This window comes from Streptomyces sp. NPDC003077 (assembly GCF_040611095.1).
In the GTDB taxonomy this organism is placed as follows: Bacteria; Actinomycetota; Actinomycetes; order Streptomycetales; family Streptomycetaceae; genus Streptomyces.
This window is the reverse complement of record NZ_JBEXNM010000036.1, coordinates 1-24,406: the sequence shown is the minus strand read 5'-3', so window position 1 is coordinate 24,406 and position 24,406 is coordinate 1. Positions and strand designations below refer to the sequence as shown.

The following is a 24,406-nucleotide window of genomic DNA, read 5'->3' as shown; positions in this document are numbered from 1 at the left end:
CCGGCAGGTAGGTAGTCTGCTGCTCATGCGCGCACTCCTCGTGGTCAATCCCGCAGCCACCACCACCAGTGCCCGTACGCGCGACGTCCTCGCCCACGCGCTCGCCAGCGACCTCAAGCTCGACGTGGCCGAGACCCAGTACCGGGGACACGCCCGCGACCTGGCCCGGCAGGCCGCCGAGAGCGGTGAGACCGAGCTGGTCGTCGCGCTCGGCGGCGACGGGACCGTCAACGAGGTGGTCAACGGACTCCTGACGCACGGGCCCGACCCGGAGGCGCTGCCGCGGCTGGCCGTCGTCCCCGGGGGCTCCACGAACGTCTTCGCCCGCGCGCTCGGGCTGCCCAACGACGTCGTCGAGTCGACCGGCGCCCTCCTGGCCGCGCTGCACGACGGCAGCGAGCGCACCATCGGCCTGGGCCTGGCCTCCGGCACGCCCGGCACCGAGGACGAGGGGGTGCCGTCGCGCTGGTTCACGTTCTGCGCGGGGTTCGGTTTCGACGCGGGGGTGGTGGGGCGGGTGGAGCAGCAGCGCGGGCGCGGCAAACGCTCCACGCACGGCCTGTACATGCGGCAGGTGCTCCGGCAGTTCCTGGGTGAGTCCAACCGGCGGCACGGCACGATCACCCTGGAGCGGCCGGCCGAGCCGGGGGCCGGTGACGATGCCGCCTCCGGTCCGGCGTCCGAGGCCACCGCGGACGGGCCCGGCCCCACGGCCCCGGACTCCGACGCGGCCCCGGGCTCCGAGACGGCCGTCGAGAGCCGTACGGAAAACCTCGTGATGGCCATAATCGGCAACACCGCTCCCTGGACCTATCTCGGGAACCGTCCCCTGTACCCCTCCCCCAAGGCATCCTTCGACACGGCCCTGGATCTGTTCGCCCTCTCCCGGCTCTCCGCTCCGGCGGTGACCCGTTACGGAACCCAGTTGCTCACCTCCACGCCCGAGCGCGGTCCGCACGGAAAGCACGTCATTTCCCTTCACGACTTGACGGACTTCACCCTGCATTCCGAAGCCCCGCTGCCCTTTCAGATGGACGGGGACCACTTGGGGGTCCGTACGAGCGTGACGTTCACAGGCGTTCGCCGTGCACTGCGTGTGATTGTGTGAGTAGTAGGGGCTAAAGTCCTTTCAGTCGAACGTTTAGACAGGGTTCCACCCCCTAGAAGTACGGCTGTGACCTAGGCGACACCAAGGAATCAAAAAAAAGTTTCCGGAAGGGGTTGTATCCGTCGCCGAGGTTTGCGAGTCTCTTCATGGCGATCGGGACGGCCGCTCTTCGGCCCCCTTGAGAGCCCGACTCCTCCTCCTCATTCTTCAGGACCGCACCAGCCTGGCTGGGGTTCGGCCCTTCCCGTGTGGGAGGATTCGTGAAAGCGTTCACATTCACAAGCAACGATCCCGTCACACTAGGAGATGGAGCAGCCATGGACTGGCGTCACCGCGCCGTTTGCCGCGAGGAAGACCCCGAGCTCTTCTTCCCCATCGGCAACACCGGTCCTGCGCTGCTGCAGATCGAGGAAGCCAAGGCCGTCTGCCGCCGCTGCCCCGTCATGGAGCAGTGCCTGCAGTGGGCGCTGGAGTCCGGCCAGGACTCCGGCGTCTGGGGTGGTCTCAGCGAGGACGAGCGCCGCGCAATGAAGCGCCGTGCCGCTCGTAACCGGGCGCGCAACGCCAGCGCCTGACGCAGACGCCCCGTGGCCCCCGAGCCGCAGCGCGCAGTACCCCCGATGCTCCCCCTCATGTCCTGAACGCGGGGCATGAGAGGTACCCACGCAACGTGAGCAGTGAGCCCCGGACCTTCTGGTCCGGGGCTCACTGCTGTTCTCCGGGACCCACTGCCGTTCGGGGCTCTTCCGTCGCTCGCCGCCGGGTGCCGTCCGGGGCCGGCCGGCGCTCTTCGTAGCGTCCCGCGTTCCGGCGCCGGCCCGGCGGTTCCGGGGATCACGCGCGATCGGCTTCCGGCACGAGCTGTTCCACGGCGTGCTCGTGATCTCCGTATCCGGTCATGCCGAACGCGTTCCGTGACGAATGCGTTCCGTGACGGAGCCGGAAGTCGATCGGCGGGAACCCCGGGCCTTTTCCCGCACCCGGTGTTCTTTACCGCCCGGATTTCCTTTACCGCTCACTTCGCTACGCACGCGCTCTTTTGTGGCGCACTTGTGGCGATGTCCGTTACCGCGGCTATCCGTTCACCGCTCTCCCGTGTTCGTCATCCGGCCGCTTTCCCGTGGCTCATTCGAGCCCGTCGGCGGCTCATTCGAGAGAGCGGCGACTTCTCGCGGTTCAGTGCTTTTCGGCGCGTACGGGAATATCGAGGACGACTCGCGTGCCGCGTTCCGATCCCGGGACCATGTCGAACTTTCCGCCCAACTCTCCCTCGACCAGGGTGCGTACGATCTGCAGCCCCAGGTTGCCGGCCCGGTGCGGATCGAAGCCCTCGGGGAGCCCGCGGCCGTTGTCGTTGATGGTGACCAGCAGGCGCGGCTCCTTGCGGCTGCCGCCGCGCACCGCGCCGACGTCGACCGCGCCCCGCTCCCCCGGCTCGAAGGCGTGCTCCAGGGCGTTCTGCAGGACCTCGGTGAGGACCATCGACAGCGGCGTGGCGACCTCCGCGTCCAGGATGCCGAAGCGGCCGTTGCGGCGCGTGGTGACCGTCCCGGGCGAGATCTCGGCCACCATCGCCAGGACCCGGTCGGCGATCTCGTCGAACTCCACCCGCTCGTCGAGGTTCTGCGACAGCGTCTCGTGCACTATGGCGATCGAGCCCACCCGGCGGACCGCCTCGTTCAGCGCCTCGCGGCCCTGGTCGGAGTCCATCCGGCGGGCCTGGAGGCGCAGCAGCGCGGCCACCGTCTGGAGGTTGTTCTTCACCCGGTGGTGGATCTCCCGGATGGTGGCGTCCTTCGTGATCAGCTCGCGCTCGCGGCGGCGGAGCTCGGTGACGTCGCGCAGCAGGACGAGGGAGCCGATGTGGGTGCCCTTGGGTTTGAGGGGGATGGCCCGCAGCTGGATCACCCCGTCCGCGCCCTCGACCTCGAACTCCCGGGGGGCCCAGCCGCTGGCCAGCTTGACCAGCGCCTCGTCCACGGGTCCGCGGGCGGGGGCCAGTTCGGCGGTGGTGCGGCCCAGGTGATGGCCCACCAGGTCGGCGGCCAGGCCCAGCCGGTGGTAGGCGGAGAGCGCGTTCGGGCTGGCGTACTGGACGACGCCGTCCGCGTCGAGGCGGATGAGGCCGTCGCCGGCGCGCGGGGAGGCGTCCATGTCGACCTGCTGGCCGGGGAACGGAAACGTTCCGGCAGCGATCATCTGGGCGAGGTCGGAGGCGCTCTGGAGGTAGGTGAGTTCCAGGCGGCTGGGGGTCCGCACGGTCAGCAGGTTGGTGTTCCGGGCGATCACGCCGAGGACGCGGCCCTCGCGGCGGACCGGGATGGACTCGACCCGTACGGGCACCTCCTCCCGCCACTCGGGGTCGCCCTCGCGCACGATCCGGCCCTCGTCCAGCGCGGAATCCAGCATCGGCCGCCGGCCGCGCGGGACGAGGTGGCCGACCATGTCGTCCTGGTAGGAGGTGGGCCCGGTGTTCGGGCGCATCTGGGCGACGGAGACGTACCGCGTGCCGTCGAGGGTGGGCACCCACAGGACGAGGTCGGCGAAGGAGAGGTCGGAGAGCAGCTGCCACTCCGAGACCAGCAGGTGGAGCCATTCCAGGTCGGAGTCGCTCAGGGCGGTGTGCTGGCGTACGAGGTCGTTCATGGAGGGCACGGCATGGAGCCTACCGGCGGGTGGCGCCGAGTTCTTCGTACAGGGGAACGGACGGTCCGACGAAGAGGCACGGGCGGATTCGTACGGAGACACGAGCGGACGCGCGGGGGTGAACGATTCCCCGCGCGAGGCCGGACGGATTCGCCCGGAACCATGGACAGATGAGAATGGTCTAGTCCACAATGGCGGACACAGACCTCCGTTCTCCCCCGCACAGGAGAGCGGAACGAGGCCCGACGCGCTCTCTGCCCTGACTGCGCTCACGGCCTTGCATCGACCGGTCCATGACGCACCGTGGCCCGCACCGCACGCGGGACACATCGCGCCGGATGGCCGGCCGAGAAGCTCCGGGCTGCGGTGCCGGACGGGCTGAGGGTCCCGTCCCGGTGCCGCGGCCCGCGGGTGTTTTCGGGGCGGGTGGCGGTCGCGGCCGGTTACGGGGCCGGGTCGGGCGGTTTGAGGCCGGGCGAGGCCCCCATCGATCCCCCGCCGACACCGCGCCCCTCGGTGAGCGCCGGTCCGCCTCAGTGAGTGAGCGCCCGTCCGCCTCGGCGAGTGAGCGCCGGTCCGTCTCAGTAAGTAAGCGCCGATTCGCCTCAGCGGCCGTCCGGCCAGGCGCCCATCGCGAGGTCGGCGATCTTCTCCAGCGTGGCGCGGTCCGCGCCCTCCCGGGACTGCTGGGACATGCCGTTGAGGACGGTCACGCAGTACGCGGCGAGCGCCCGCGCGTCGGTGTCGGCGGGCAGCTCGCCGGACGCCATGTCGGCGCGGATGCGGCGCTCGATCCGCTCCGCGTGCTCCTCCCGGCGCGCCCTGATGCCCTGCGCCACGTCCCCGGACCGCTCGGTGCCCGCCGCGGCCGTGATGACCATGCAGCCGTGGGGGTGGCCGGGGAGGGTGTACTTGGTCGCGGCCTCGTGCAGGAACCGGGACGCGGCGGCGCGCGCGGTGGGCTCCTCTTCCAGCGCCCGCAGCACGAAACCGCCGAAATCCCGGACGTACGCCTCGATCGCCTCCTCGAACAAGGTCCGCTTGTCGCCGAAGGCGGCGTAGAGGCTGGGGGCCTTGATGCCCATGGCCTCGGTGAGGTCGGAGATGGACACCGCCTCGTAGCCGTGCTCCCAGAAGGCGCGCATCGCCTGCTCCAGGGCCGTCTCGCGGTCGAAGGACCGGGGTCGTCCGCGCTGTTTCGTCGCCATGCCACGAATTTTATAGCGGTCGCTAGGAAAAGTCTGCTAGCGTTTTCTGTAGCAGCCACTACACAAAGGAGGGGGCGCGTCATGAGCACGCTCACGGGTAAGACGGCGCTGGTCACGGGCGGCAGCAGGGGGATCGGCCGGGCGGTTTCGGAACGGCTGGCGCGGGACGGGGCGCGGGTCGCCGTGCACTACGGGCGCGACGAGGCCGCCGCGAAGGAGACGGTCGCCGCGATCGAGGCGGCGGGCGGCGAGGCGTTCGCCCTCCAGGCCGAGCTGGGCGTGCCGGGTGACGCGGCGGCGCTGTGGGCCGCTTTCGACGCCCGGGCCGACGGCCTGGACATCCTGGTGAACAATGCCGGAACGACCGGCGTCCGCCACCCCATCGCGGACATCACGGAGCGAGACTTCGACCATGTCTTCGCGATCAACACCAAGGCCCCGTTCTTCGTCACGCGGCTCGCCCTTCCGCGGCTGCGCGACGGCGGCCGGATCGTCAACGTCTCCACCGGGCTCACCCGGGGCGGAGCCATGCCCGAGCTGATCGCGTACGGGATGACCAAGGGCGCGATCGACGTCTTCACCGCGACGCTCGCCAAGGACCTCGGCCCCCGCGGCATCACGGTGAACGCGGTGGCCCCCGGCGCGATCGACACCGACATGAACGCCGACTGGCTGCGCGCCGACGCCGAGGCCCGGAAGGCGGTCGCCGAGCAGAACGCCGCGGGGCGGGTGGGCGAGCCCCGGGATGTCGCCGACATCATCGCCTTCCTGGCCTCGGACGACAGCCGCTGGGTCACCGGCCAGTGGATAGACGCCACGGGCGGCCAGTTGCTCTGACACCGGGCGGTGCGGGCGGGAGGGTCACGGTCGGCGCGTTCACACATGGACGAGGACTCGCGTTCGCGTGAGGACGGACCCGCGTCCACCCGACGACCGGAACCCGCGTTCACGTGAGGTACGGGACCACCGGACGGTGGTTCCCTGGGGAGGAAAGGGGGCTTGCGCGGGGCAGGCGCCGGTAAGAGCGGGGCACCGCCGGCGGGGGCTCCGGTGGTGATCGGGGGTCGGCGGCAGCCGTGAGCCGGAGGGCCACGGCCAGGGGTGGCCATCGGCCGGCGCCTTGGGGCGGCGCGCGGCCCCGAGGCGCACCCCGGGGCACACCGTGGGCATGCCGCACACCGAAGGTGGCCCCGAACGACCCCGAGTGACCCCGGATGACCCCAACGCCTCGGGCGCGCCGTGGCCGGGGCGAGGCATATCGGGGCCCGGCGCGGGCACCCCTGTGGCGGTGCTCGTCGTTGGCCGGCGGGCCCGCGGCACCCCCGCCGGCCGGTGTGGCGGGGCGGCCTGCCCGTCCCCCGCCTCTGCTAGATTGGTCTATACCACAGACGAGTCCACTAGAAGATCGGCAGGCCCAGCGTGGAAGTTGTCATCGTCCCGGACGCCAAGGCAGGCGGCGAGCTCATCGCGGAGGCCATGGCCGGCCTGCTGCGCCGCAAGCCCGACGCCCTGCTCGGTGTGGCCACCGGCTCCACCCCGCTGCCCATCTACGAAGCGCTCGCGGCCAAGGTCCGTTCCGGTGCCGTGGACGCCTCCAACGCGCGGATATGCCAGCTCGACGAGTACGTGGGCCTGCCCGCCGGGCACCCGGAGTCCTACCGTTCCGTCGTGCTGCGCGAGGTCGTCGAGCCGCTCGGCCTGAGCGAGGACTCCTTCATGGGTCCCGACGGCACCGCCGCCGACGTCCAGGGCGCCTGCGAGGCGTACGACCGGGCGCTCGCCGAGGCCGGGGGCGTGGACCTCCAGCTGCTCGGGATCGGCACCGACGGGCACATCGGGTTCAACGAGCCCTGCTCCTCGCTCGCGTCCCGCACCCGCATCAAGACGCTGACCCAGCAGACCCGGGAGGACAACGCCCGGTTCTTCGACAGCCTCGACGAGGTCCCGCACCACGTCATCACGCAGGGCATCGGCACCATCCTGGAGGCCCGCCACCTGGTGCTGCTGGCCACCGGCGAGGGCAAGGCGGACGCCGTGGCCCAGGCCGTGGAGGGCCCGGTCGCCGCCGTGGTGCCCGCCTCGGCGCTCCAGCTCCACCCGCACGCCACGGTCGTCGTGGACGAGGCCGCCGCCTCCAAGCTGAAGCTGGCGGACTACTTCCGCGCCACGTACGTGGCGAAGCCGGAGTGGCAGGGCCTGTAACCGGCCCGGATCACGTGACGACGGCTCGGCCGGGGCGCCCCAGTGGGGTGTCCCGGCCGAGCCGTCGGTGTTCGTGCGGGAGGGGAGCCCCGCGCGCGGGGAACTCTTGCGTGCGGGAAGGGATCTCTCGCGTACGGGAAAAGGGGCCCCCGCAGGAGCCCCCTCCCGTCTCTTCCCTCAGTCCGCCAGTCCCGCGATGACCTCCGCCGCGGCACGGCCGCAGACGCGGGCGGCGCCGTGGGTGGCGATGTGCAGGGCCCCGGTCGGGGGCGCCTGGGGCAGGCCCATCTCGACCACGATGGTGTCGGGGCGGGCGGTGGTCAGCGCGTCCAGCGCCTCGGCCATCCACGGGTGCCGGTGCGCGTCGCGCACCACCGCCACGATCCGCCGGTCCCCCGCCGCTCGCAGCACCTCACCAACCAGCCCGGCATCCCCGGCAGCGGCCGAGGCCCCAGCGACATCCCCGGCACCGGCGACACCCCCGGCAACAGCCCCATCCGAAGCAGCCCCGAAGCTCCCCGTCTCCGTCCCCGGGAGCAGGCGGGTCAGTTCGGCGGCGACGCCCCACGGGGTCTCGTCACCCACGGCGATGTTGGCGACCGGGGTCAGGGCCGCGACGTACGCGGGGGCGCGCAGCGGCTCGTACGGCTGGGCGCCACGGGTGATACGCAGCGCGCGGCGGGCGGCGACGAGCCCGGCCTCGGGTGCGGGCGCGGTCCCCTCCGCCGCGCCCGCGTCCCGGGCCCAGCGCGCCAGGGCGCGCACCCGTGCCGCCGCGTCGGCCAGCCGCTCTTCCGGCAGCTCGCCCGTGCGCACCGCCGTGACCAGCGCGTCGCGCAGCCGCAGCACGGTGTCCTCGTCCGCCAGTCCGCCGCCGACGCACACCGCGTCGGCGCCGGCGGCGATGGCGAGGACGCTGCCCCGCTCGATGCCGTAGGTCCCGGCGATGGCCCGCATCTCCATGCCGTCGGTGACGATCAGTCCGTCGAAGCCGAGGCCGCCTTCGGAGGCGGGGGCCCGCAGCAGGCCGGTGAGCACGTTCCGGCTCAGGGTGGCGGGCAGCGTGCCGTCGAGCGCGGGGAGCAGAATGTGCGCGCTCATGACGGCCTTGGTGCCGGCGGCGATGGCGGCGTGGAAGGGAACGAGTTCCCGTTCCTGGAGGGTGCGCAGGTCGGCGGCGATCCGCGGCATGTCGTGGTGGGAGTCCACGGCGGTGTCGCCGTGGCCGGGGAAGTGCTTGGCGCAGGCGGCGACGCCGGCGGCCTGCATCCCCTCCACGTACGCGGCGGTGTGCCGGGCCACGAGTTCCGGCTCGGCGCCGAAGGAGCGGACGCCGATGACGGGATTGCGCGGGTCGGAGTTGACGTCGGCGGAGGGCGCCCAGTTGAGGTTGACGCCGCACTCGGCCAGGCGGCGGCCGAGTTCGCGGGCGACGGCGCGGGTCAGGTCGGTGTCGTCGACCGCGCCGAGCGCGAGGTTCCCGGGGAAGGAGGAACCTTCCCGCACCTCCAGCCGGGTGACGTCGCCGCCTTCCTCGTCGATGGCGACGAGGATGTCCTCGCGTTCGGCGCGCAGCCGCGCGGTGAGCGCGCTGAGCTGTTCCGGCGAGGCGATGTTGCGTCCGAACAGGCCCACCGCGGCGAGTCCCTCACCCAGCCGGCGCAGCAGCCAGTCGGGTGGCGTGGTGCCGGTGAAGCCGGGTTGCAGGACGGTGAGCGCGTCCCGGGTGAGGGTGTCGGTGGAGTGTACGAGTGTCGTCATGGGGCTGCGTTATCCCTTCACCGCGCCGTCGGTCAGGCCGCTGACCGCCTTGCGTTGCAGGAACAGGAAGAGGATCAGGATCGGGAGGGCGAAGAGGGAGGCGGCGGCCATGGTGGCGCCCCAGTCGTTGCCGAACTGCGACTGGAACTGGGAGAGCCACAAGGGCAGCGTGCCCATCTCCGGGTCCTTGTTGAGCACCAGGACGAGCGGGAACTCGTTCCAGGCGGTGATGAAGCCGAACAGCGAGGTGGCCATCAGGCCGGGTGCCAGCAGCGGGAAGATGATCTTCGTGAACGCCTGGCGGCGGTTGCAGCCGTCGACCAGGGCGGATTCCTCCAGCGACTTGGGCACCGCGGCGACGTAGCCGCGCAGCGTCAGGATCGTGAAGGGCAGCACCATCATCATGTAGAAGAGCGTCAGCGGCACGAGGCTGTTGAGCATCCCGGCGTCCCGCACGATCAGGTAGATCGAGATGACCATGACCTCCCAGGGCGCCATCTGGGCGATCATGAAGGTCAGGATCATGCTCTTGCGTCCCTTGAAGCGCATCCGCACCAGGACGAAGGACGCGAGCAGCGCGATCACCAGCGCCATGGCCACGGCCAGCACGGTGACGACGACGGAGTTGCGCGCCAGCGTCCAGAAGTGCGGGGCGTCCACCGCCGTCGAGAAGTGCTCGAAGGTGGCACGGAAGGGGAACCACACCGGGTCCTCGGTGATGATGTCCCCGGTCGGCTTGAAGGCCGTGCTGAACATCCAGTACACGGGGAAGACGAAGCCGATGGCGAGCACGATCGCCGTCGCGTTGGGCCAGATGCGGCCGAGCACCGAGCGCTTCACAGCTCGTCCTCCTCTTGCTTGAGCGTCAGGCGCAGCGAGTACGCGGTCAGGGCCAGCAGGATCAGGATGGTCAGCAGGGAGATCGCGGCACCCATGCCGAAGTGCTGGTTCGACATGCCCTCGGTGAAGGCGAAGACCGGCAGCGTCTCGGTGAGCCGGTCCGGGCCGCCCTTGCTGATCGCGAAGACCTGCGCGAAGGACTTGAAGACCCAGATGATCTCCAGGAACGTCGTGGCCAGGACGAACGGCTTCAGGAACGGGAAGGTCACCGAGGTGAAGGACTTCCAGGCGCCCGCGCCGTCCATGCGGGCGGCCTCGTACAGCTCCTTGGGGATGGTCGTGGTGGCGGCGTAGAGGTTGAGCGCCACGAAGGGCAGCGACTGCCAGACGATCAGCACCGTGACCACGAAGAAGGTGGAGAACTGGGTGCCGACCCAGTCGTAGTTCGCCATGGAGTGCCAGCCGAGCTTGTCCAGCACCCAGTTGACCACGCCGTACCGGGAGTCGAAGAGCCACTGGAAGACGGTGGTGGCGGCGATGATCGGCATCGCCCAGGTCAGCACCAGCGCCACCGAGAGCGTCAGGCGCATCTTCTTGCCGAGGCGGGCCAGCAGGAGCCCGATCAGCACGCCCAGCACCATGATCAGCACGACGTTGACGGCCGTGAAGATCACGGTGCGCAGGGTGACCCGCCAGAACTGCTCGCTGCCCAGCGTCTCCGAGAAGTTCTCGAACCCGTTCCAGACGGTGAGGTGCTGGATCAGCTCCCGCATGTTCATCGACTGGAACGACAGCAGGACGTTCCGGATCACCGGCCAGCCCAGGAAGATCGCGGTGGCGATCAGGGCCGGGAGCAGGATCAGGTAGGGCGCGCTCTTGGCGGCTCGTCCCGGTCCGCGGCCGGGCCGGGACGGCGGGGCGCCGCCCTTGCCGATCCGCGGCGCGGTGCTTTTCACCGCGTCATCGATCTGCACTGACATGTCCCGCCTTCTCCCCATCAACCACGTCGAGCCGGTAGTGCGTGTGCGCGGGTTCCGTACGGGGCGGCGCCGGCCCGTACGGAACCCGTCTGCGGTCGTTTCCGCTTACTGCCGCGAGGCGCCTACTGCTGCGCCAGCCGCTTGTTGATCTCCCCTTCGACGTCCTTGGCGGCATCGGCGGGGGCCTTGCCGTTCAGGACGGCGGTCATGTAGTCCTTGATCGGGTTCGGCACGTTCTCCACGGCGCCCCACTGCGGGATCAGCGGGGTGGTGCCGCCGGACTTCTGCGCGGCGGGGGCGGCGGCTGCCGCGGCCGGGTTGTCCTTGGCGGCGGAGGCCAGGTCCGGCGACTTGGGCGTCCAGCCGACCTCCTTGACCATCTGCGCGTCGTTCTTCTTGGACAGCGCGATCTTCAGGAATTCCTTGGCCAGGTCCTGCTTGGCGCTGCCGCCGGCGACGGCGAAGTTGGAGCCGCCGAGGAAGACGCCCTCGGGCTTGTCGGCGGTCTCACCGGGGATGGTGAAGAAGCCGATGTCGTTCTTGATGGCGGGGTTCGCCTTAATGGCGGTGGCCGCCTCGTAACCCATGGCGATAATGGCGCCGGTCTTGCCCTTGGCGAAGACGTTGGCCTGCTGCGGGGTGGCCTCGTCCTTGTTCTTGGGGGCCTTGCTGAACGCCTGGTACTGCTTGTAGATGTCCATGGCCTTGGACACCTTGGTGTCGGCCATGTTGGAGACCCACTTGTTCCCGTCCTTCTTCACCAGCTCGGCGCCGGTGCCGATGGTCAGGCCGTCGAAGAAGTACCAGTTCTGGCCGGGCAGGTAGAGCGGTTCGGCGTCGGTCTTCTTGCCGATGGTCTCGAACGCCTTGAAGAGTTCGTTCCGCGTCTTGGGCAGGTCGGTGATGCCCGCCTCTTTCCAGATCTTCTTGTTGTACATCACGACGCGGTTGCCGGCGTACCAGGGCAGCGCGTACTGCTTGCCGTCCACGATGGACGCGCTGTTGATGGCCTCGCTCCAGTCGCCGCCGATCTCCTTCTTCAGATCACCGACGTCCAGCAGCGCACCGGCCTTGGCGTACGCGGCGGTCTGCGTGTTACCGATCTCCACGACGTCCGGCGGGGTGTCCTCGGAGAGGGCGGTGGTCAGCTTCTGCTGAATGCCGTTCCATTCCTGGACCTCGAATTTGACCGTGGCGCCGGTCTTCTTCTTGAACTCGTCCGAGACCTGCTTGGTCCACTGCGCCGGATTCGAACCCGACATCACCCAGACGGTGAGCGACTTGTCCTTGCCGTCGGCGCCCGTCTTGCCGTCGCTGGACCCACAGGCAGCGACACTAACCAGCAATCCAGCGACCGCTGTCGCTGCTATGAGTCCACGCTTCATCGCGCTCTCCCCTAGAAGGCCGGAGGTGGTCTTTAATGGTTTAGACCAGTGCCCGCAGCTTGGCCTAGACCTTTTGGGGTGTCAAGGGTGTATAAGAGTCGCTGTCGGCTCCGTTATCGGACCGACATCTGCCGGGCGCGGACCAGCAAGGGAGCATCGGGACCCCACCCGTGCCACGATGGCCGCAACGTACGGAGGAGCCGGTGACGGCAGCGCGACAGGAGTCGGAGAGGCGGGTCATGGAGACCGACGGGGGCAGCAGTACGGACAACGGCGGCGCCACCCGGACCGCGCGTGTGCCCAAGTATTACCGCCTCAAGCGCCATCTGCTCGAAATCACCGAAACACTGCCCCCAGGCACCCCTGTTCCCCCGGAACGCACTCTGGCCGCGGAGTTCGACACCTCGCGCACGACAGTACGCCAGGCACTCCAGGAACTCGTCGTCGAGGGGCGGCTGGAGCGCATCCAGGGCAAGGGCACCTTCGTCGCCAAGCCCAAGGTCTCCCAGGCGCTCCAACTCACCTCCTACACCGAGGACATGCGCGCCCAGGGCCTGGAGCCCACCTCCCAGCTCCTGGACGTCGGCTACATCACCGCCGACGACCGGCTGGCCGGGCTGCTGGACATCGCGCCGGGCGGCCGGGTGCTGCGCATCGAACGCCTCCGGCTGGCCAGCGGCGAGCCGATGGCGATCGAGACCACCCACCTGGCGGCCAAGCGGTTCCCCGCGCTGCGCCGCAACCTGGTCAAGTACACGTCCCTGTACACGGCGCTGGCCGAGGTGTACGACGTGCACCTCGCGGAGGCCGAGGAGACCATCGAGACCTCGCTCGCCAGCCCGCGCGAGGCCGGGCTGCTCGGGACGGACGTCGGCCTGCCGATGCTGATGCTCTCCCGGCACTCCCTGGACGGGGACGGGCATCCGGTGGAGTGGGTGCGCTCGGTGTACCGGGGGGACCGGTACAAGTTCGTGGCGCGGCTGAAGCGGCCGAGCGTCTGAGGGCTTCCGGGCGTCTGAGGGCTTTCGGACGTCTGAGGCCTTCCGGACGCCTGAGGGCTTCCGAAGGGGCCGGGGGTGGTTCGGCCGGACCACCCCCGGCCCTTTCGGGGCCCGCCGCCCTCGCCGCCCTCGCCGCACGAGGCACTCGCGGCCCCGCGCATCAGCCCCGTCCGGCGCCTGAGGACAACGCCCCCGGCGGGGCACCGGCACCCGAAGACCGCCCACCCCGGCACCCGCCAACACCCGAAGGCCGCCCGCCACCCCACCGCATACGCGATATGGCGCCGCGCCCCGCCCTGCCCTTACCGTCCTTCCGTCATCTCCGCGACGGGAGGACGATCGGTGCGCCCCACAAACCCCCGCAACCCGGGCGATGCGCCCGGACTCCTCCGTGGTCCGCGCGACCCGCGGTCCGTCGTCATCTGGACGCTGGTCGCCCTGGTCGGCGCGGCCGGCTGGACGCTGCTCGCGCTCTCGCGGGGCGAGGAGGTCTCGGCGGCCTGGATGGTGGCCGCGGCCCTGGGGTCGTACGCCATCGGGTACCGCTTCTACGCGAAGTTCATCGCCTACCGGGTGCTCAAGGTGGACGGCACCCGGGCGACCCCGGCGGAGCGGCTGAACAACGGTGTCGACTTCCACCCCACCGACCGCCGCGTCCTCCTCGGGCACCACTTCGCGGCCATCGCGGGGGCCGGGCCGCTGGTCGGGCCGGTGCTCGCCGCCCAGATGGGCTATCTGCCGGGCACCATCTGGATCATCGCCGGGGTGATCTTCGCGGGGGCCGTGCAGGACATGGTGGTGCTGTTCTTCTCCACCCGGCGCGACGGCCGGTCGCTGGGGCAGATGGCGCGCGAGGAGATAGGGCCGTTCGGTGGCGCCGCCGCGCTGCTCGCCACGTTCGCCATCATGATCATCCTGCTGGCGGTGCTGGCGCTCGTCATCGTCAACGCGCTGGCCGAGTCGCCCTGGGGCACGTTCTCCATCGCGATGACGCTGCCGATCGCCCTGCTGATGGGCTTCTACCTGCGGGTGCTGCGGCCCGGCCGGGTCACCGAGGTCTCGCTGATCGGGGTGGCGCTGCTGCTGCTCGCGCTGGTGGCCGGCCGGTGGGTGGCCGAGTCGTCGTGGGCGGAGGCCTTCACGCTGGAGCCGCGCACGCTGGTGCTGTGGCTGGTCGGGTACGGGTTCGTCGCCTCGGTACTGCCGGTGTGGACGCTGCTGGCGCCCCGCGACTACCTCTCCACCTTCATGAAGATCGGCACCATCGCCCTGCTGGCGATCGGCGTGCTCGTCACGCTGCCGAACCTCAAGATGGACGCCGTCACGGACTTCGCCGGGCGCGGGGACGGCCCGGTCTTCGCGGGCTCCCTCTTCCCGTTCGTCTTCATCACCATCGCCTGCGGCGCGCTGTCCGGCTTCCACGCGCTGATCTCCTCCGGCACCACGCCCAAGATGGTGCAGAAGGAGACCCAGATCCGCATGATCGGTTACGGCTCCATGCTGATGGAGTCGTTCGTCGCCGTCATGGCGCTGGTGGCCGCGTCCATCATCGACCCCGGCCTGTACTTCGCGATGAACGCGCCCGCGGGAGTCATCGGTGACACCGTGCGCGAGGCGTCCCGGGCCGTCCGGGACCTCGGCTACACCATCTCGCCGGACCAGCTCGCCGCCGCCGCCCGCGCCGTCGAGGAGCACACCCTGCTCTCCCGGACCGGCGGCGCGCCCACCCTGGCCATCGGCGTGTCCGACATCTTCTCCAAGGTGTTCGGCGGCTCGGGCAGCAAGGCGTTCTGGTACCACTTCGCCATCATGTTCGAGGCGCTGTTCATCCTGACGGCGCTGGACGCGGGCACTCGCGTGGGCCGCTTCATGCTCCAGGACATGCTGGGCAACGTCTACGCACCGTTCCGCCGGGTGAGCTGGCGGCCCGGAATGGTCCTCACCAGCGCCGCCGTGGTGGCCCTGTGGGGCTACTTCCTGTGGGTCGGCGTGCACGACCCCCTCGGCGGCGTCAACCAGCTCTTCCCGGTCTTCGGCATCTCCAACCAGCTCCTGGCCGCGGTGGCCCTCACCGTCTGCACCACCCTCCTGATCAAGTCCGGCCGCCTGAAATGGGCCTGGATCACCGGAATCCCGCTGGCCTGGGACGCCACGGTGACACTCACCGCGAGCTGGCAGAAGGTCTTCTCCGGCGACCCGCGCGTCGGTTTCTTCACCCAGCGCGCCGTCTATCAGGACGCCATCGACGCGGGGAAGGTCCTGCCACCCGCCAAGTCCATGGACGACATGCACACCGTCGTCACCAACTCCACGGTGGACGGGGTGCTCAGCGCCGTCCTCGCCCTCCTGGTCGTGGTGGTGATCGCGGACGCCGTACGGGTCTGCGCACGGCACCTGCGCGACCCGCGGGCGACCCGGCTGCGCGAGGCCCCGTACGTGCCCTCGCGGATCGTGGCCCCGGCGGGGCTGGTGGCCACCAGGGCGGAACGGGCCGAACTCAAGCCACCGGCCGAACGCGAGCCGCAGGAGGGGGGCCGCCCGTGAACGCCGTCCGCCGGGGCTTGCGCTGGGTCCGCTGGTACGTGCGGGAGTTGACGGACGAGTCGGCGTACGAGCGCTACGTCGCCCACGTCCGGCGGCACGATCCGCACGTCGCGGTGCCCAGCCGCCGCGAGTTCGAGCGGCGGCGCACCGACGCGCGGGACGGTGACCCGCGCTCGGGCTTCCGCTGCTGCTGAGGGCCCGTCGCCCTCAAAGCCGCCGTCGCCCCCGAGGTGCCGGCTGTCTCCGATCGCCCGCGCGGCCCCCACCCCGAACGTGGCCGCCTCCGTTCGCCCGCGCGTCACCTGCCCATCGGCGTTGTCATACCGATATGCGGACAGGTAGTGACGCGCATGACAACCCTGGCCTAGATTGCCTGCCCACCGCACAGATGATCGTAAGGAACCAGCCAGGGAACGGAGTACGGCCATGACAGAGCCCGCACCAACACCGGACCGCAGACGGGTGGTGACTCCCACGCGTGTGGTGGCCGGCCTGTGCCTGTTCGCTCCGTTCGTGGCGATGCTGTGGGTGAGTTCCTACGCCAAGGTGGAGCCCACCCTCATCGGCATCCCGTTCTTCTACTGGTACCAGATGCTCTGGGTGCTGATCTCCACGGGCCTGACCATGATCGCGTACAAGCTGGTCCAGCGGGAGCAGCGCGCCCGTAAGGCGGAGGGCACCCGATGACCACACCACCACAGCCGATGCACCTCGCGGCGGAGGCGGGCGGCGTCAACGGCGTCGCCCTCGCCGTCTTCATCTTCTTCTTCCTGGCCGTGACGGTCATGGGCTTCCTGGCCGCCAAGTGGCGCAAGGCCGCAGAGTCCGACAACCTCGACGAATGGGGCCTGGGCGGGCGCAGCTTCGGCACCTGGGTGACGTGGTTCCTGCTGGGCGGCGACCTCTACACCGCGTACACCTTCGTCGCCGTCCCGGCCGCCATCTACGCGGCGGGCGCGGCCGGCTTCTTCGCCGTCCCGTACACCATCCTCGTCTACCCGCTGATCTTCACCTTCCTGCCGCGCCTGTGGTCCGTCTCGCACAAGCACGGTTACGTGACCACGTCCGACTTCGTGCGCGGGCGCTTCGGCTCCAAGGGCCTGTCCCTGGCCGTGGCGCTGACCGGCATCCTCGCGACGATGCCCTACATCGCCCTGCAACTCGTCGGCATCCAGGCGGTGCTGGACGTGATGGGCGTCGGCGGCGGCGAGGACACCAACTGGTTCGTCAAGGACCTGCCGCTGCTCATCGCCTTCGGCGTGCTGGCCGCGTACACCTACTCGTCCGGCCTGCGCGCGCCCGCGCTGATCGCGTTCGTCAAGGACGCGCTGATCTACATCGTCATCGCGGTGGCGATCATCTACATCCCCATCAAGCTCGGCGGCTTCGACCACATCTTCGACGCGGCGGGCAAGGCGTTCGCCGAGCCCAACCCGGCGACCGGCAAACCGCGCGGCGAACTGGCCAGCGGCCCCAACGCGCAGTGGGCCTACGCCACGCTGGCGCTCGGATCGGCGCTGGCCCTGTTCATGTATCCGCACTCCATCACGGCCACGCTCTCCTCCCGCAGCCGCAACGTCATCCGCCGCAACACCACGATCCTGCCGCTGTACTCCCTGATGCTGGGCCTGCTCGCACTGCTCGGCTTCATGGCCATCGCGTCCGGCATCAAGGTCACCAACGGACAGCTCGCGATCCCGCAGCTCTTCGAGAACATGTTCCCGGACTGGTTCACGGGCGTCGCGTTCGCCGCGATCGGCATCGGCGCGCTGGTCCCCGCGGCCATCATGTCCATCGCCGCCGCCAACCTCTTCACCCGCAACATCTACAAGGACTTCCTCAAGCCCGGCGCCACCCCCGCGCAGGAGCACAAGGTCGCCAAGCTGGTGTCCCTGCTGGTGAAGGTGGGCGCGCTGGCCTTCGTCCTCACCATGGACAAGACGGTCGCCATCAACTTCCAGCTCCTGGGCGGCATCTGGATCCTCCAGACCATGCCCGCCCTGGTCGGCGGCCTGTTCACCCGCTGGTTCCACCGCTGGGCCCTGCTCGCGGGCTGGGCCGCCGGCATGATCTACGGCACCCTCGCCGCGTACGGCGTGGCCAGCCCCACCCAGAAGCACTTCGGCGGCTCCAGCGCCGAGATCCCCGGCATCGGCGAGATCGGCTACATCGGCCTGACGGCGTTCGTGCTGAACGTGCTCGTCACCGTGGTCCTGACGGTGGTGCTGCGGGCTGTGAAGGCTCCGGCGGGCGTGGACGAGACGCGGCCGGAGGACTACACGGCGGATGCGGGTGATCCGGGCGTGAAGGCCGATCTGCCTCCTGCCCCGGCGGAGGCGGAGGTGCCGGCGGGGCGCTGATTCTTCCGCGGGTTCGGGGCCGGGTTCCGCTGGGGGCCCGGCCTTCGCCGTGTTTCGGCCTCCGTACAGGAGGGGGCTGGGTTCCGTTGGGGCCCGGTCTTCCTATTTCTGCTGTGCGGGAGGGGTGGGGCGCGCGTACGGGGGCGGTTGTACGCGTACGAGGGCTTGTCCCTGTCCGGCGGTGAAGCCCGCTGCCTGGACCACGCATCGGCCCGGGCCGCCCGAACCCCCGGCCCGGGCGGCCCATTGTCAGACCCTCCCGGCACACTGGCTCGCATGGACATCACGATCAGACCGGTGCGGCCGGAGGAGTACGCGGAAGTCGGCGAGCTGCTGGTGACGGTCTACACCGACGAGGGGCTGCTGACCTCCGGGGATCGGGACCCGTACGCCGATGTGCTGCGGCGGGTGGCGCACCGGGTGGAGCACGCCGAGGTGCTGGTCGCCGTGGAGGCCGGGGGTGAGCGGGTGCTCGGGGCGGTGACCTTCGCCGCGCCGGGTACGCCGTACGCGGAGATAGCCGGGCCCGAGGAGGGCGAGTTCCGGATGCTGGCCGTCGATCCGGCGGCGCGCGGGCGCGGGGTCGGCGAGGCGCTCGTCGTCGCCTGCCTCGACCGTGCCCGCGCGCTGGGGCTGCGCGGGATGGTGCTGTCCAGCCAGCAGCACCTGCTGCCGGCGCACCGGCTCTACCGGCGCCTGGGCTTCGAGCGGGCCCCGGAGCGGGACTGGGATCCGATACCCGAGATCAGGCTGTGGGCGTTCGCGCGAAAGCCGGCCTGAGGCCGCTCCCCCTTCACCACGTCACCCGCCGCACGAACACGTCCCCGGTCGCGTTGGTGTCCCCGGGCACCAGCCCCTCGTCCCGCGAGTCGAAGGCGGCGAGCCGTCCCGAGGCGTCCGGGACGACGTCGTTGACCCAGGAAGTGGACTGGCCGCCGTCGTGGGCGAGGTTGATCCGCTGGACGGCGCCGGTCTTCAGGTCGCGGACGAAGCCGTCGTCGCGGCCGTTGGTGTCGCCGGGGACGAGGTTGGTGGCGACGGAGTTGAAGAACAGGTAGCGGTTGTTCGCGCTCAGGCGGCCGTCGGCGGCCCAGCCGTTGCCCTGCGCGCCGTCGTGGGCGCGGGAGGCCAGGCGGACGGTGCCGGTCTTCAGGTCGCGGACGAAGATGTCGTAGGTGTTGTTGGTGTCGCCGGGGACCACGTCGTCGGCGGGGGTGTCGAAGATCGCGTAGCGGCCGTCCGGGCTCAGGTGGGTCTCCGGCGTGACGCCGACGACCTCGCCGGTGGAGCCGCGGCTGGCCACGCTGGTGCGCCCGGTGTCCAGGTCGTGCACGTACATCGGGTACAGCGGCGGCGGCCGGAAACCGGCCCGGCCGTCCGTCAGGTTGCTCGCCTCCGAGGTGAAACCGACCGTGCGGCCGTCGGCGCTGAGGGTCGGGAAGCGGGAGATGGCGTCGGCCTGGGTGCCGTCGCCGGCCACGCTCGCCCGGCGCAGCTTCCGGGTGCGCAGGTCCCAGGCGAAGATGTCGTCGGCACCGTTGGTGTCCCCGGGCACCAGGTCGGACCGGCCGGAGCCGAAGGCCAGTGTCCGGCCGTTGGCGCTGAGGACGAAGCTCTGCACGCCGTAGCCGTACGGCGAGGTGCCGGTGCCCGCTGTGGGGCTCTCGGTGCGGCCGGTGCGGCGGTCGTGGACGAAGACGTCCGCCTCGTCGTTGGTGTCGCCCGGGACGAGGTTCGCGGCGTCCGAGCGGAAGGCGACGTACCGTCCGTCGCCGCTGATCATCGGAGCGCTGGAGCGCCCGGTTCCCTCGATGCCGTCGGTCGTGACGCTGACCCGGTCGACCGCGCCGGTGACCAGGTCCTTGACGAACACGTCCTCCGCGCCGTTGGTGTCCCCGGGGACCAGGTTGTCCGCCTGCGAACTGAAGGCGACGTACCGGCCGTTCGCGCTGATGCTGGGCGAGGCCGAGAAGCCGTTCCCCTGCGTGCCGTCCGCCGCGACGCTGACCCGCTCGGTCGCCGGCCGCCCCGAGCGCGCCACAGCCGGGCCGTCGGAGCGCGCCACCACCCCACCGTCCGAATGCCCCGCAACCGCGCCGCCCGAGCGCGCCACAGCCAGGCCGTCGGAGCGCGCCACCGCCCCACCGTCCGAACGCGCCACCACCCCACCGTCCGAGTGCCCCCCAACCCCACCGCCCGAGCGCGCCGCCGCCGTCCCCGCGGGTAACAGGCCCGCCGTCACGCACGCCCCCGCGACGAGCGCCACGGCCGTGATGGTTCTGCGCATGCTTCCCCCTCACCGTCCTCCCCCGGCCCCGCTGGCCGACGGAGCACACTGGAGCCTCCGTGTTCCCGACAGCCCCGTCAACACCGCGTGCCTCGAATGGTCACCGCGTACGTCTTCCGCACCGGATCTCCCTCCGGCATCTGCGGGCATCCCTGACCATCCACGGGCATCCCGCCACGACTCGGCACTACATGTGGGGGTGCCGTCATCTCTCGGCACAAGATGTATGCTCGTGCTCGCTGCCGATGCAGGGGAATCCGGTGTGAATCCGGAACTGTCCCGCAACGTGTGTATGTGTGCGTATTTACGCACCGCAAGTCCGAAGACCTGCCGGCAGTACGTCCCCACCGCAAGGGTGTGGACGTCCCACGTCCGGGCTTCGAGGGTTGAGCCGGTGGACGCCGTGCGGAGCCGTGCCCGCATCCCGCTTCCCGGGGTGAGGTGTGCCCGTACGCGCCCATCGCGCCCGTCCCTCCAGGCCCCCGCCGAGTGAGGGAGAGCACCCCCGTGACCATCGCGCCGACGGAGCCCGCGTCAGCCGAGCGGGCCGCCCAGGTCCCCCGGAACCAGGACGCGCCGGGCGCCGCCCTGCTGCGCACCCTGACCGACCTCACCGCCGACCTCCCCGCCGCCGACCCCGGCAAGGTGGCCGCCGCCGCGCTGCGCGGCCGGCACCCCGGGTCGGACGAGGCCGAGCTGCGGTCGCTGGCCATCGAGGCGGCGGCCGGGCTGATCGGCGACGAGCCCCAGTATTCGCGGCTCGCCGCGCGGCTGCTGAGCATCGCCGTCGCCGAGGAGGCCGCGGCCGAGGGCGCCGTGCGGTTCTCCGCGTCGGTGGCGGCCGGGCACCGGGAGGGCCTGATCGCGGACACCACCGCCGCGTTCGTCCGCACCCACGCGGACGAGCTGGACGCGCTGGTCGAGGCGGCGCTCGCGGACGGCGCCGACGACCGGTTCGGCTACTTCGGGCTGCGCACCCTGCACTCGCGCTACCTGCTGCGGCACCCCACCACCCGCCGGGTCATCGAGACCCCGCAGCACTTCCTGCTGCGGGTGGCCTGCGGCCTGGCCGAGGACGACTCGGCGCGCGCGCTGGCAGACGTGGCCGAGCTGTACCGGCTGACCAGCACGCTTTCCTACCTGCCGTCCTCCCCCACGCTGTTCAACTCCGGCACCCGGCACCCGCAGATGTCCTCCTGCTACCTGCTGGACTCCCCGCTGGACGAGCTGGACTCGATCTACGAGCGCTACCACCAGGTCGCCCGGCTCTCCAAGCACGCCGGCGGCATCGGCCTGTCCTACTCCCGGGTGCGCGCCCGCGGTTCGCTGATCCGCGGCACCAACGGGCACTCCAACGGCATCGTGCCGTTCCTGCGCACCCTGGACGCCTCGGTGGCCGCCGTGAACCAGGGCGGCCGGCGCAAGGGCGCCGCCTGCGTCTACCTGGAGACCTGGCACGCCGACCTCGAAGAGTTCCTGGAGCTGCGGGACAACACCGGCGAGGAGGCCCGCCGCACCCACAACCTGAACATCGCGCACTGGATCCCGGACGAGTTCATGCGCCGGGTGGACGCCGACCAGGAGTGGTCGCTGTTCTCCCCGGTGGACGTGCCGGAGCTGGTGGACCTGTGGGGCGAGGACTTCGACGCCGCGTACCGGGCGGCCGAGGCGGCGGGCAAGGCCGTCAAGCGCGTCCCGGCCCGGGTGCTGTACGCACGGATGATGCGCACCCTCGCGCAGACCGGCAACGGCTGGATGACCTTCAAGGACGCCGCCAACCGCACCGCCAACCAGACCGCCGAGCCCGGCCGCGTCGTGCACTCCTCGAACCTGTGCACGGAGATCCTGGAGGTCACCGACGACGGCGAGACCGCGGTGTGCAACCTCGGTTCGGTCAACCTCGCCGCCCACCTGGGCGAGGACGGCACCATGAACTGGGAGCGGCTGGACGCCACCGTCCGCACCGCCGTGACCTTCCTGGACCGCGTCGTGGACATCAACTACTACCCGACCGAGCAGGCCGGCGCCTCCAACTCCCGCTGGCGCCCGGTGGGTCTGGGTCTGATGGGCCTCCAGGACGTCTTCTTCCGGCTGCGGCTCCCGTTCGACTCGCCCGAGGCCCGGGAGCTGTCCACCCGCATCTCCGAGCGGATCATGCTCGCCGCGTACGAGGCGTCCGCCGACCTCGCCGAGCGGCACGGCCCGCACCCGGCGTGGTCCGCGACCCGTACGGCGCGCGGCGTGCTGCACCCGGACCACTACCCGAACGCCGAGCCGCACTGGGCGGACCGCTGGGCCGCGCTGCGCGCCCGCATCGCCAAGACCGGCATGCGCAACTCGCTGCTGCTGGCCATCGCGCCGACCGCCACCATCGCGTCCATCGCGGGCGTGTACGAGTGCATCGAGCCGCAGGTCTCCAACCTGTTCAAGCGCGAGACGCTGTCCGGCGAGTTCCTCCAGGTCAACACGTACCTGGTGGAGGATCTCAAGCGGCACGGCCTGTGGGACGCGCGCACCCGCGAGGCGCTGCGCGAGTCCAACGGCTCGGTGCAGGAGCTGGCCTGGATTCCCGAGGACGTGCGGGCCCTGTACCGCACCGCGTGGGAGATCCCGCAGCGCGCCCTGATCGACATGGCCGCCGACCGGACGCCCTACCTGGACCAGAGCCAGTCGCTGAACCTGTTCATGGCGTCCCCGACCATCGGCAAGCTCAGCTCCATGTACGCGTACGCCTGGAAGCGCGGCATCAAGACCACCTACTACCTGCGCTCGCGCCCGGCGACCCGGATCGCCCAGTCGGCGCGCGGCGCGTCCGGGAGCGCCGTCCCCGCTCCCGCCCCGGCGGCCGGCCCCGAAGCGGTCGCCTGTTCCCTGGAAAACCCCGAGTCCTGCGAGGCGTGCCAGTAATGACCACCGCACCCGAGAAGACCACCAAGACCAAGAACCTGCTCGACCCGGGGTTCGAACTGACGCTGCGCCCCATGCGGTACCCGGACTTCTACGACCGCTACCGGGACGCGATCAAGAACACCTGGACCGTGGAGGAGGTGGACCTGCACTCCGACGTCGCGGACCTCGCCAAGCTCTCGCCCGGCGAGCAGCACCTGATCGGCCGCCTGGTCGCCTTCTTCGCGACCGGTGACTCCATCGTCGCCAACAACCTGGTGCTGACGCTCTACAAGCACATCAACTCCCCCGAGGCGCGGCTCTACTTGAGCCGTCAGCTCTTCGAGGAGGCGGTGCACGTCCAGTTCTACCTGACGCTGCTGGACACCTACCTGCCCGATCCGGACGACCGCGCGGCGGCGTTCGCGGCCGTGGAGAACATCCCCTCCATCCGCGAGAAGGCCCAGTTCTGCTTCAAGTGGATGGATCACGTCGAGCAGTTGGACCAGTTGGAGACCAAGGCGGACCGCCGCCGCTTCCTGCTGAACCTGATCTGCTTCGCGGCCTGCATCGAGGGCCTGTTCTTCTACGGCGCCTTCGCGTACGTGTACTGGTTCCGCTCCCGCGGCCTGCTGCACGGCCTGGCCACCGGCACCAACTGGGTCTTCCGCGACGAGACGATGCACATGAGCTTCGCCTTCGACGTGGTGGACACCGTCCGCCAGGAGGAGCCCGACCTCTTCGACGACGCGCTTCAGCAGGAGGTCACCGACATGCTCAAGGAGGCCGTGGAGGCGGAGCTCCAGTTCGCCCGCGACCTGTGCGGCGACGGCCTGCCCGGCATGAACACCGAGTCGATGCGCGAGTACCTCCAGTGCGTCGCCGACCAGCGGCTCCAGCGCCTGGGCTTCCCGCCCGTGTACGGCTCGGAGAACCCGTTCTCCTTCATGGAGCTGCAGAACGTCCAGGAGCTGACCAACTTCTTCGAGCGCCGGGCGTCGGCGTACCAGGTCGCGGTGGAGGGGTCGGTCTCCTTCGACGACGAGTTCTGACCGGCCCGAGGGGGATGTTGGGGGCTGACTGACCGGCCCGAGGGGGCGCCGGTGTTCCGGCCGCCCTGAAGGCGGCCCGGTGTTCCGACCGGCCCGAGGGGCGGGGGGGGCGCGCGGGGGGGGGGGGCCGGGCCCGCGCGGGGGCC

Annotated in this window: 19 protein-coding genes and 1 riboswitch; of the genes, 12 read left to right on the top strand and 7 right to left on the bottom strand. The window is 70.7% G+C overall.

The features are described 5' to 3' along the window. The first annotated feature begins 25 nt into the window (after nucleotides 1-25). Together ABZX96_RS22885 and ABZX96_RS22880 are read left to right on the top strand one after the other, a co-directional pair. Nucleotides 26-1,108, top strand: a complete 1,083-nt coding sequence (locus tag ABZX96_RS22885) for a diacylglycerol kinase family protein (RefSeq protein ID WP_355547309.1) — start codon at nucleotides 26-28, stop codon at nucleotides 1,106-1,108. Nucleotides 1,109-1,425: 317 nt separating this feature from the next. Then, nucleotides 1,426-1,683, top strand: coding sequence for a WhiB family transcriptional regulator (locus ABZX96_RS22880; protein ID WP_003983230.1), 258 nt, complete (start codon nucleotides 1,426-1,428; stop codon nucleotides 1,681-1,683). 601 nt (nucleotides 1,684-2,284) lie between these two features. On the opposite strand, the gene ABZX96_RS22875 is transcribed toward ABZX96_RS22880, so the two are convergent. Continuing rightward, complete coding sequence (locus ABZX96_RS22875) at nucleotides 2,285-3,754, bottom strand: PAS domain-containing sensor histidine kinase (RefSeq protein ID WP_355547450.1); 1,470 nt, start codon at nucleotides 3,752-3,754, stop codon at nucleotides 2,285-2,287. A gap of 605 nt (nucleotides 3,755-4,359) precedes the next feature. Further along, on the bottom strand, nucleotides 4,360-4,962 hold the full coding sequence (locus ABZX96_RS22870) for a TetR/AcrR family transcriptional regulator (protein WP_355547301.1): 603 nt from the start codon (nucleotides 4,960-4,962) through the stop codon (nucleotides 4,360-4,362). An 81-nt stretch (nucleotides 4,963-5,043) separates the two neighbouring features. Between ABZX96_RS22870 and ABZX96_RS22865 the strand changes: the two genes are divergently transcribed. Then, entirely contained in the window at nucleotides 5,044-5,799 is a 756-nt protein-coding gene (locus ABZX96_RS22865) for a glucose 1-dehydrogenase (RefSeq protein ID WP_355547298.1), read from the top strand. A gap of 582 nt (nucleotides 5,800-6,381) precedes the next feature. Then, nucleotides 6,382-7,164, top strand: coding sequence for a glucosamine-6-phosphate deaminase (gene nagB / locus ABZX96_RS22860; protein ID WP_355547295.1), 783 nt, complete (start codon nucleotides 6,382-6,384; stop codon nucleotides 7,162-7,164). A gap of 177 nt (nucleotides 7,165-7,341) precedes the next feature. Here nagB and ABZX96_RS22855 read toward each other — a convergent pair whose 3' ends face one another. The 4 genes from ABZX96_RS22855 to ABZX96_RS22840 all read right to left on the bottom strand — a co-directional run bounded on the left by ABZX96_RS22855 (nucleotide 7,342) and on the right by ABZX96_RS22840 (nucleotide 12,130). Next, nucleotides 7,342-8,925, bottom strand: a complete 1,584-nt coding sequence (locus tag ABZX96_RS22855) for a glycoside hydrolase family 3 protein (RefSeq protein WP_355547292.1) — start codon at nucleotides 8,923-8,925, stop codon at nucleotides 7,342-7,344. Between the two features lie 9 nt (nucleotides 8,926-8,934). Further along, the gene (locus ABZX96_RS22850) at nucleotides 8,935-9,765 is read right to left on the bottom strand and encodes a carbohydrate ABC transporter permease (RefSeq protein ID WP_355547289.1); all 831 of its coding nucleotides are present in this window, start codon (nucleotides 9,763-9,765) and stop codon (nucleotides 8,935-8,937) included. Then, complete coding sequence (locus tag ABZX96_RS22845) at nucleotides 9,762-10,745, bottom strand: sugar ABC transporter permease (RefSeq protein WP_355547286.1); 984 nt, start codon at nucleotides 10,743-10,745, stop codon at nucleotides 9,762-9,764. Before ABZX96_RS22845 ends, ABZX96_RS22850 begins: the two co-directional genes overlap by 4 nt. A 122-nt stretch (nucleotides 10,746-10,867) precedes the next feature. After that, the gene (locus tag ABZX96_RS22840; RefSeq protein WP_355547283.1) at nucleotides 10,868-12,130 is read right to left on the bottom strand and encodes an extracellular solute-binding protein; all 1,263 of its coding nucleotides are present in this window, start codon (nucleotides 12,128-12,130) and stop codon (nucleotides 10,868-10,870) included. Nucleotides 12,131-12,369: 239 nt separating this feature from the next. Between ABZX96_RS22840 and ABZX96_RS22835 the strand changes: the two genes are divergently transcribed. The 6 genes from ABZX96_RS22835 to ABZX96_RS22810 all read left to right on the top strand — a co-directional run bounded on the left by ABZX96_RS22835 (nucleotide 12,370) and on the right by ABZX96_RS22810 (nucleotide 18,815). After that, the gene (locus tag ABZX96_RS22835; protein WP_355547447.1) at nucleotides 12,370-13,131 is read left to right on the top strand and encodes a GntR family transcriptional regulator; all 762 of its coding nucleotides are present in this window, start codon (nucleotides 12,370-12,372) and stop codon (nucleotides 13,129-13,131) included. A gap of 420 nt (nucleotides 13,132-13,551) precedes the next feature. Continuing rightward, the gene (locus ABZX96_RS22830; RefSeq protein WP_355547444.1) at nucleotides 13,552-15,675 is read left to right on the top strand and encodes a carbon starvation CstA family protein; all 2,124 of its coding nucleotides are present in this window, start codon (nucleotides 13,552-13,554) and stop codon (nucleotides 15,673-15,675) included. Continuing rightward, nucleotides 15,672-15,869: a YbdD/YjiX family protein gene (locus ABZX96_RS22825; protein WP_355547280.1), complete on the top strand. Its 198-nt coding sequence runs from the start codon at nucleotides 15,672-15,674 to the stop codon at nucleotides 15,867-15,869. The genes ABZX96_RS22830 and ABZX96_RS22825 overlap by 4 nt, the downstream gene beginning before the upstream one ends. A gap of 232 nt (nucleotides 15,870-16,101) precedes the next feature. Next, nucleotides 16,102-16,362 carry a DUF3311 domain-containing protein gene (locus ABZX96_RS22820; protein ID WP_355547277.1) on the top strand — a complete coding sequence of 87 codons (261 nt, stop codon included), beginning with the start codon at nucleotides 16,102-16,104 and terminating at the stop codon, nucleotides 16,360-16,362. Continuing rightward, complete coding sequence (mctP, locus tag ABZX96_RS22815; RefSeq protein ID WP_355547274.1) at nucleotides 16,359-18,035, top strand: monocarboxylate uptake permease MctP; 1,677 nt, start codon at nucleotides 16,359-16,361, stop codon at nucleotides 18,033-18,035. The genes ABZX96_RS22820 and mctP overlap by 4 nt, the downstream gene beginning before the upstream one ends. Before the next feature lie 276 nt (nucleotides 18,036-18,311). Further along, nucleotides 18,312-18,815, top strand: a complete 504-nt coding sequence (locus tag ABZX96_RS22810; RefSeq protein ID WP_355547271.1) for a GNAT family N-acetyltransferase — start codon at nucleotides 18,312-18,314, stop codon at nucleotides 18,813-18,815. 13 nt (nucleotides 18,816-18,828) lie between these two features. On the opposite strand, the gene ABZX96_RS22805 is transcribed toward ABZX96_RS22810, so the two are convergent. Further along, nucleotides 18,829-20,322 (bottom strand): hypothetical protein, encoded by a 1,494-nt coding sequence (locus ABZX96_RS22805; RefSeq protein ID WP_355547268.1) that lies wholly within the window; start codon nucleotides 20,320-20,322, stop codon nucleotides 18,829-18,831. A gap of 219 nt (nucleotides 20,323-20,541) precedes the next feature. Beyond that, a riboswitch (cobalamin riboswitch) is annotated at nucleotides 20,542-20,672 on the top strand. A gap of 157 nt (nucleotides 20,673-20,829) precedes the next feature. Between ABZX96_RS22805 and ABZX96_RS22800 the strand changes: the two genes are divergently transcribed. Then, nucleotides 20,830-23,229, top strand: coding sequence for a ribonucleoside-diphosphate reductase subunit alpha (locus ABZX96_RS22800; RefSeq protein WP_355547265.1), 2,400 nt, complete (start codon nucleotides 20,830-20,832; stop codon nucleotides 23,227-23,229). After that, nucleotides 23,229-24,260 carry a ribonucleotide-diphosphate reductase subunit beta gene (locus ABZX96_RS22795; protein ID WP_355547262.1) on the top strand — a complete coding sequence of 344 codons (1,032 nt, stop codon included), beginning with the start codon at nucleotides 23,229-23,231 and terminating at the stop codon, nucleotides 24,258-24,260. The genes ABZX96_RS22800 and ABZX96_RS22795 overlap by 1 nt, the downstream gene beginning before the upstream one ends. Nucleotides 24,261-24,406: the final 146 nt, after the last annotated feature.

Bases quoted from the DNA above. Each gene is read 5' to 3' on its own strand.
- mctP (WP_355547274.1), top strand. From the start codon at position 16,359: ATGACCACACCACCACAGCCGATGCACCTCGCGGCGGAGGCGGGCGGC.
- ABZX96_RS22855 (WP_355547292.1), bottom strand. From the start codon at position 8,925: ATGACGACACTCGTACACTCCACCGACACCCTCACCCGGGACGCGCTC.
- ABZX96_RS22810 (WP_355547271.1), top strand. From the start codon at position 18,312: ATGGACATCACGATCAGACCGGTGCGGCCGGAGGAGTACGCGGAAGTC.
- ABZX96_RS22835 (WP_355547447.1), top strand. From the start codon at position 12,370: ATGGAGACCGACGGGGGCAGCAGTACGGACAACGGCGGCGCCACCCGG.
- ABZX96_RS22870 (WP_355547301.1), bottom strand. From the start codon at position 4,962: ATGGCGACGAAACAGCGCGGACGACCCCGGTCCTTCGACCGCGAGACG.
- ABZX96_RS22865 (WP_355547298.1), top strand. From the start codon at position 5,044: ATGAGCACGCTCACGGGTAAGACGGCGCTGGTCACGGGCGGCAGCAGG.
- ABZX96_RS22840 (WP_355547283.1), bottom strand. From the start codon at position 12,130: ATGAAGCGTGGACTCATAGCAGCGACAGCGGTCGCTGGATTGCTGGTT.
- ABZX96_RS22820 (WP_355547277.1), top strand. From the start codon at position 16,102: ATGACAGAGCCCGCACCAACACCGGACCGCAGACGGGTGGTGACTCCC.
- ABZX96_RS22875 (WP_355547450.1), bottom strand. From the start codon at position 3,754: ATGAACGACCTCGTACGCCAGCACACCGCCCTGAGCGACTCCGACCTG.
- ABZX96_RS22845 (WP_355547286.1), bottom strand. From the start codon at position 10,745: ATGTCAGTGCAGATCGATGACGCGGTGAAAAGCACCGCGCCGCGGATC.
- ABZX96_RS22880 (WP_003983230.1), top strand. From the start codon at position 1,426: ATGGACTGGCGTCACCGCGCCGTTTGCCGCGAGGAAGACCCCGAGCTC.
- ABZX96_RS22885 (WP_355547309.1), top strand. From the start codon at position 26: ATGCGCGCACTCCTCGTGGTCAATCCCGCAGCCACCACCACCAGTGCC.
- ABZX96_RS22795 (WP_355547262.1), top strand. From the start codon at position 23,229: ATGACCACCGCACCCGAGAAGACCACCAAGACCAAGAACCTGCTCGAC.
- ABZX96_RS22805 (WP_355547268.1), bottom strand. From the start codon at position 20,322: ATGCGCAGAACCATCACGGCCGTGGCGCTCGTCGCGGGGGCGTGCGTG.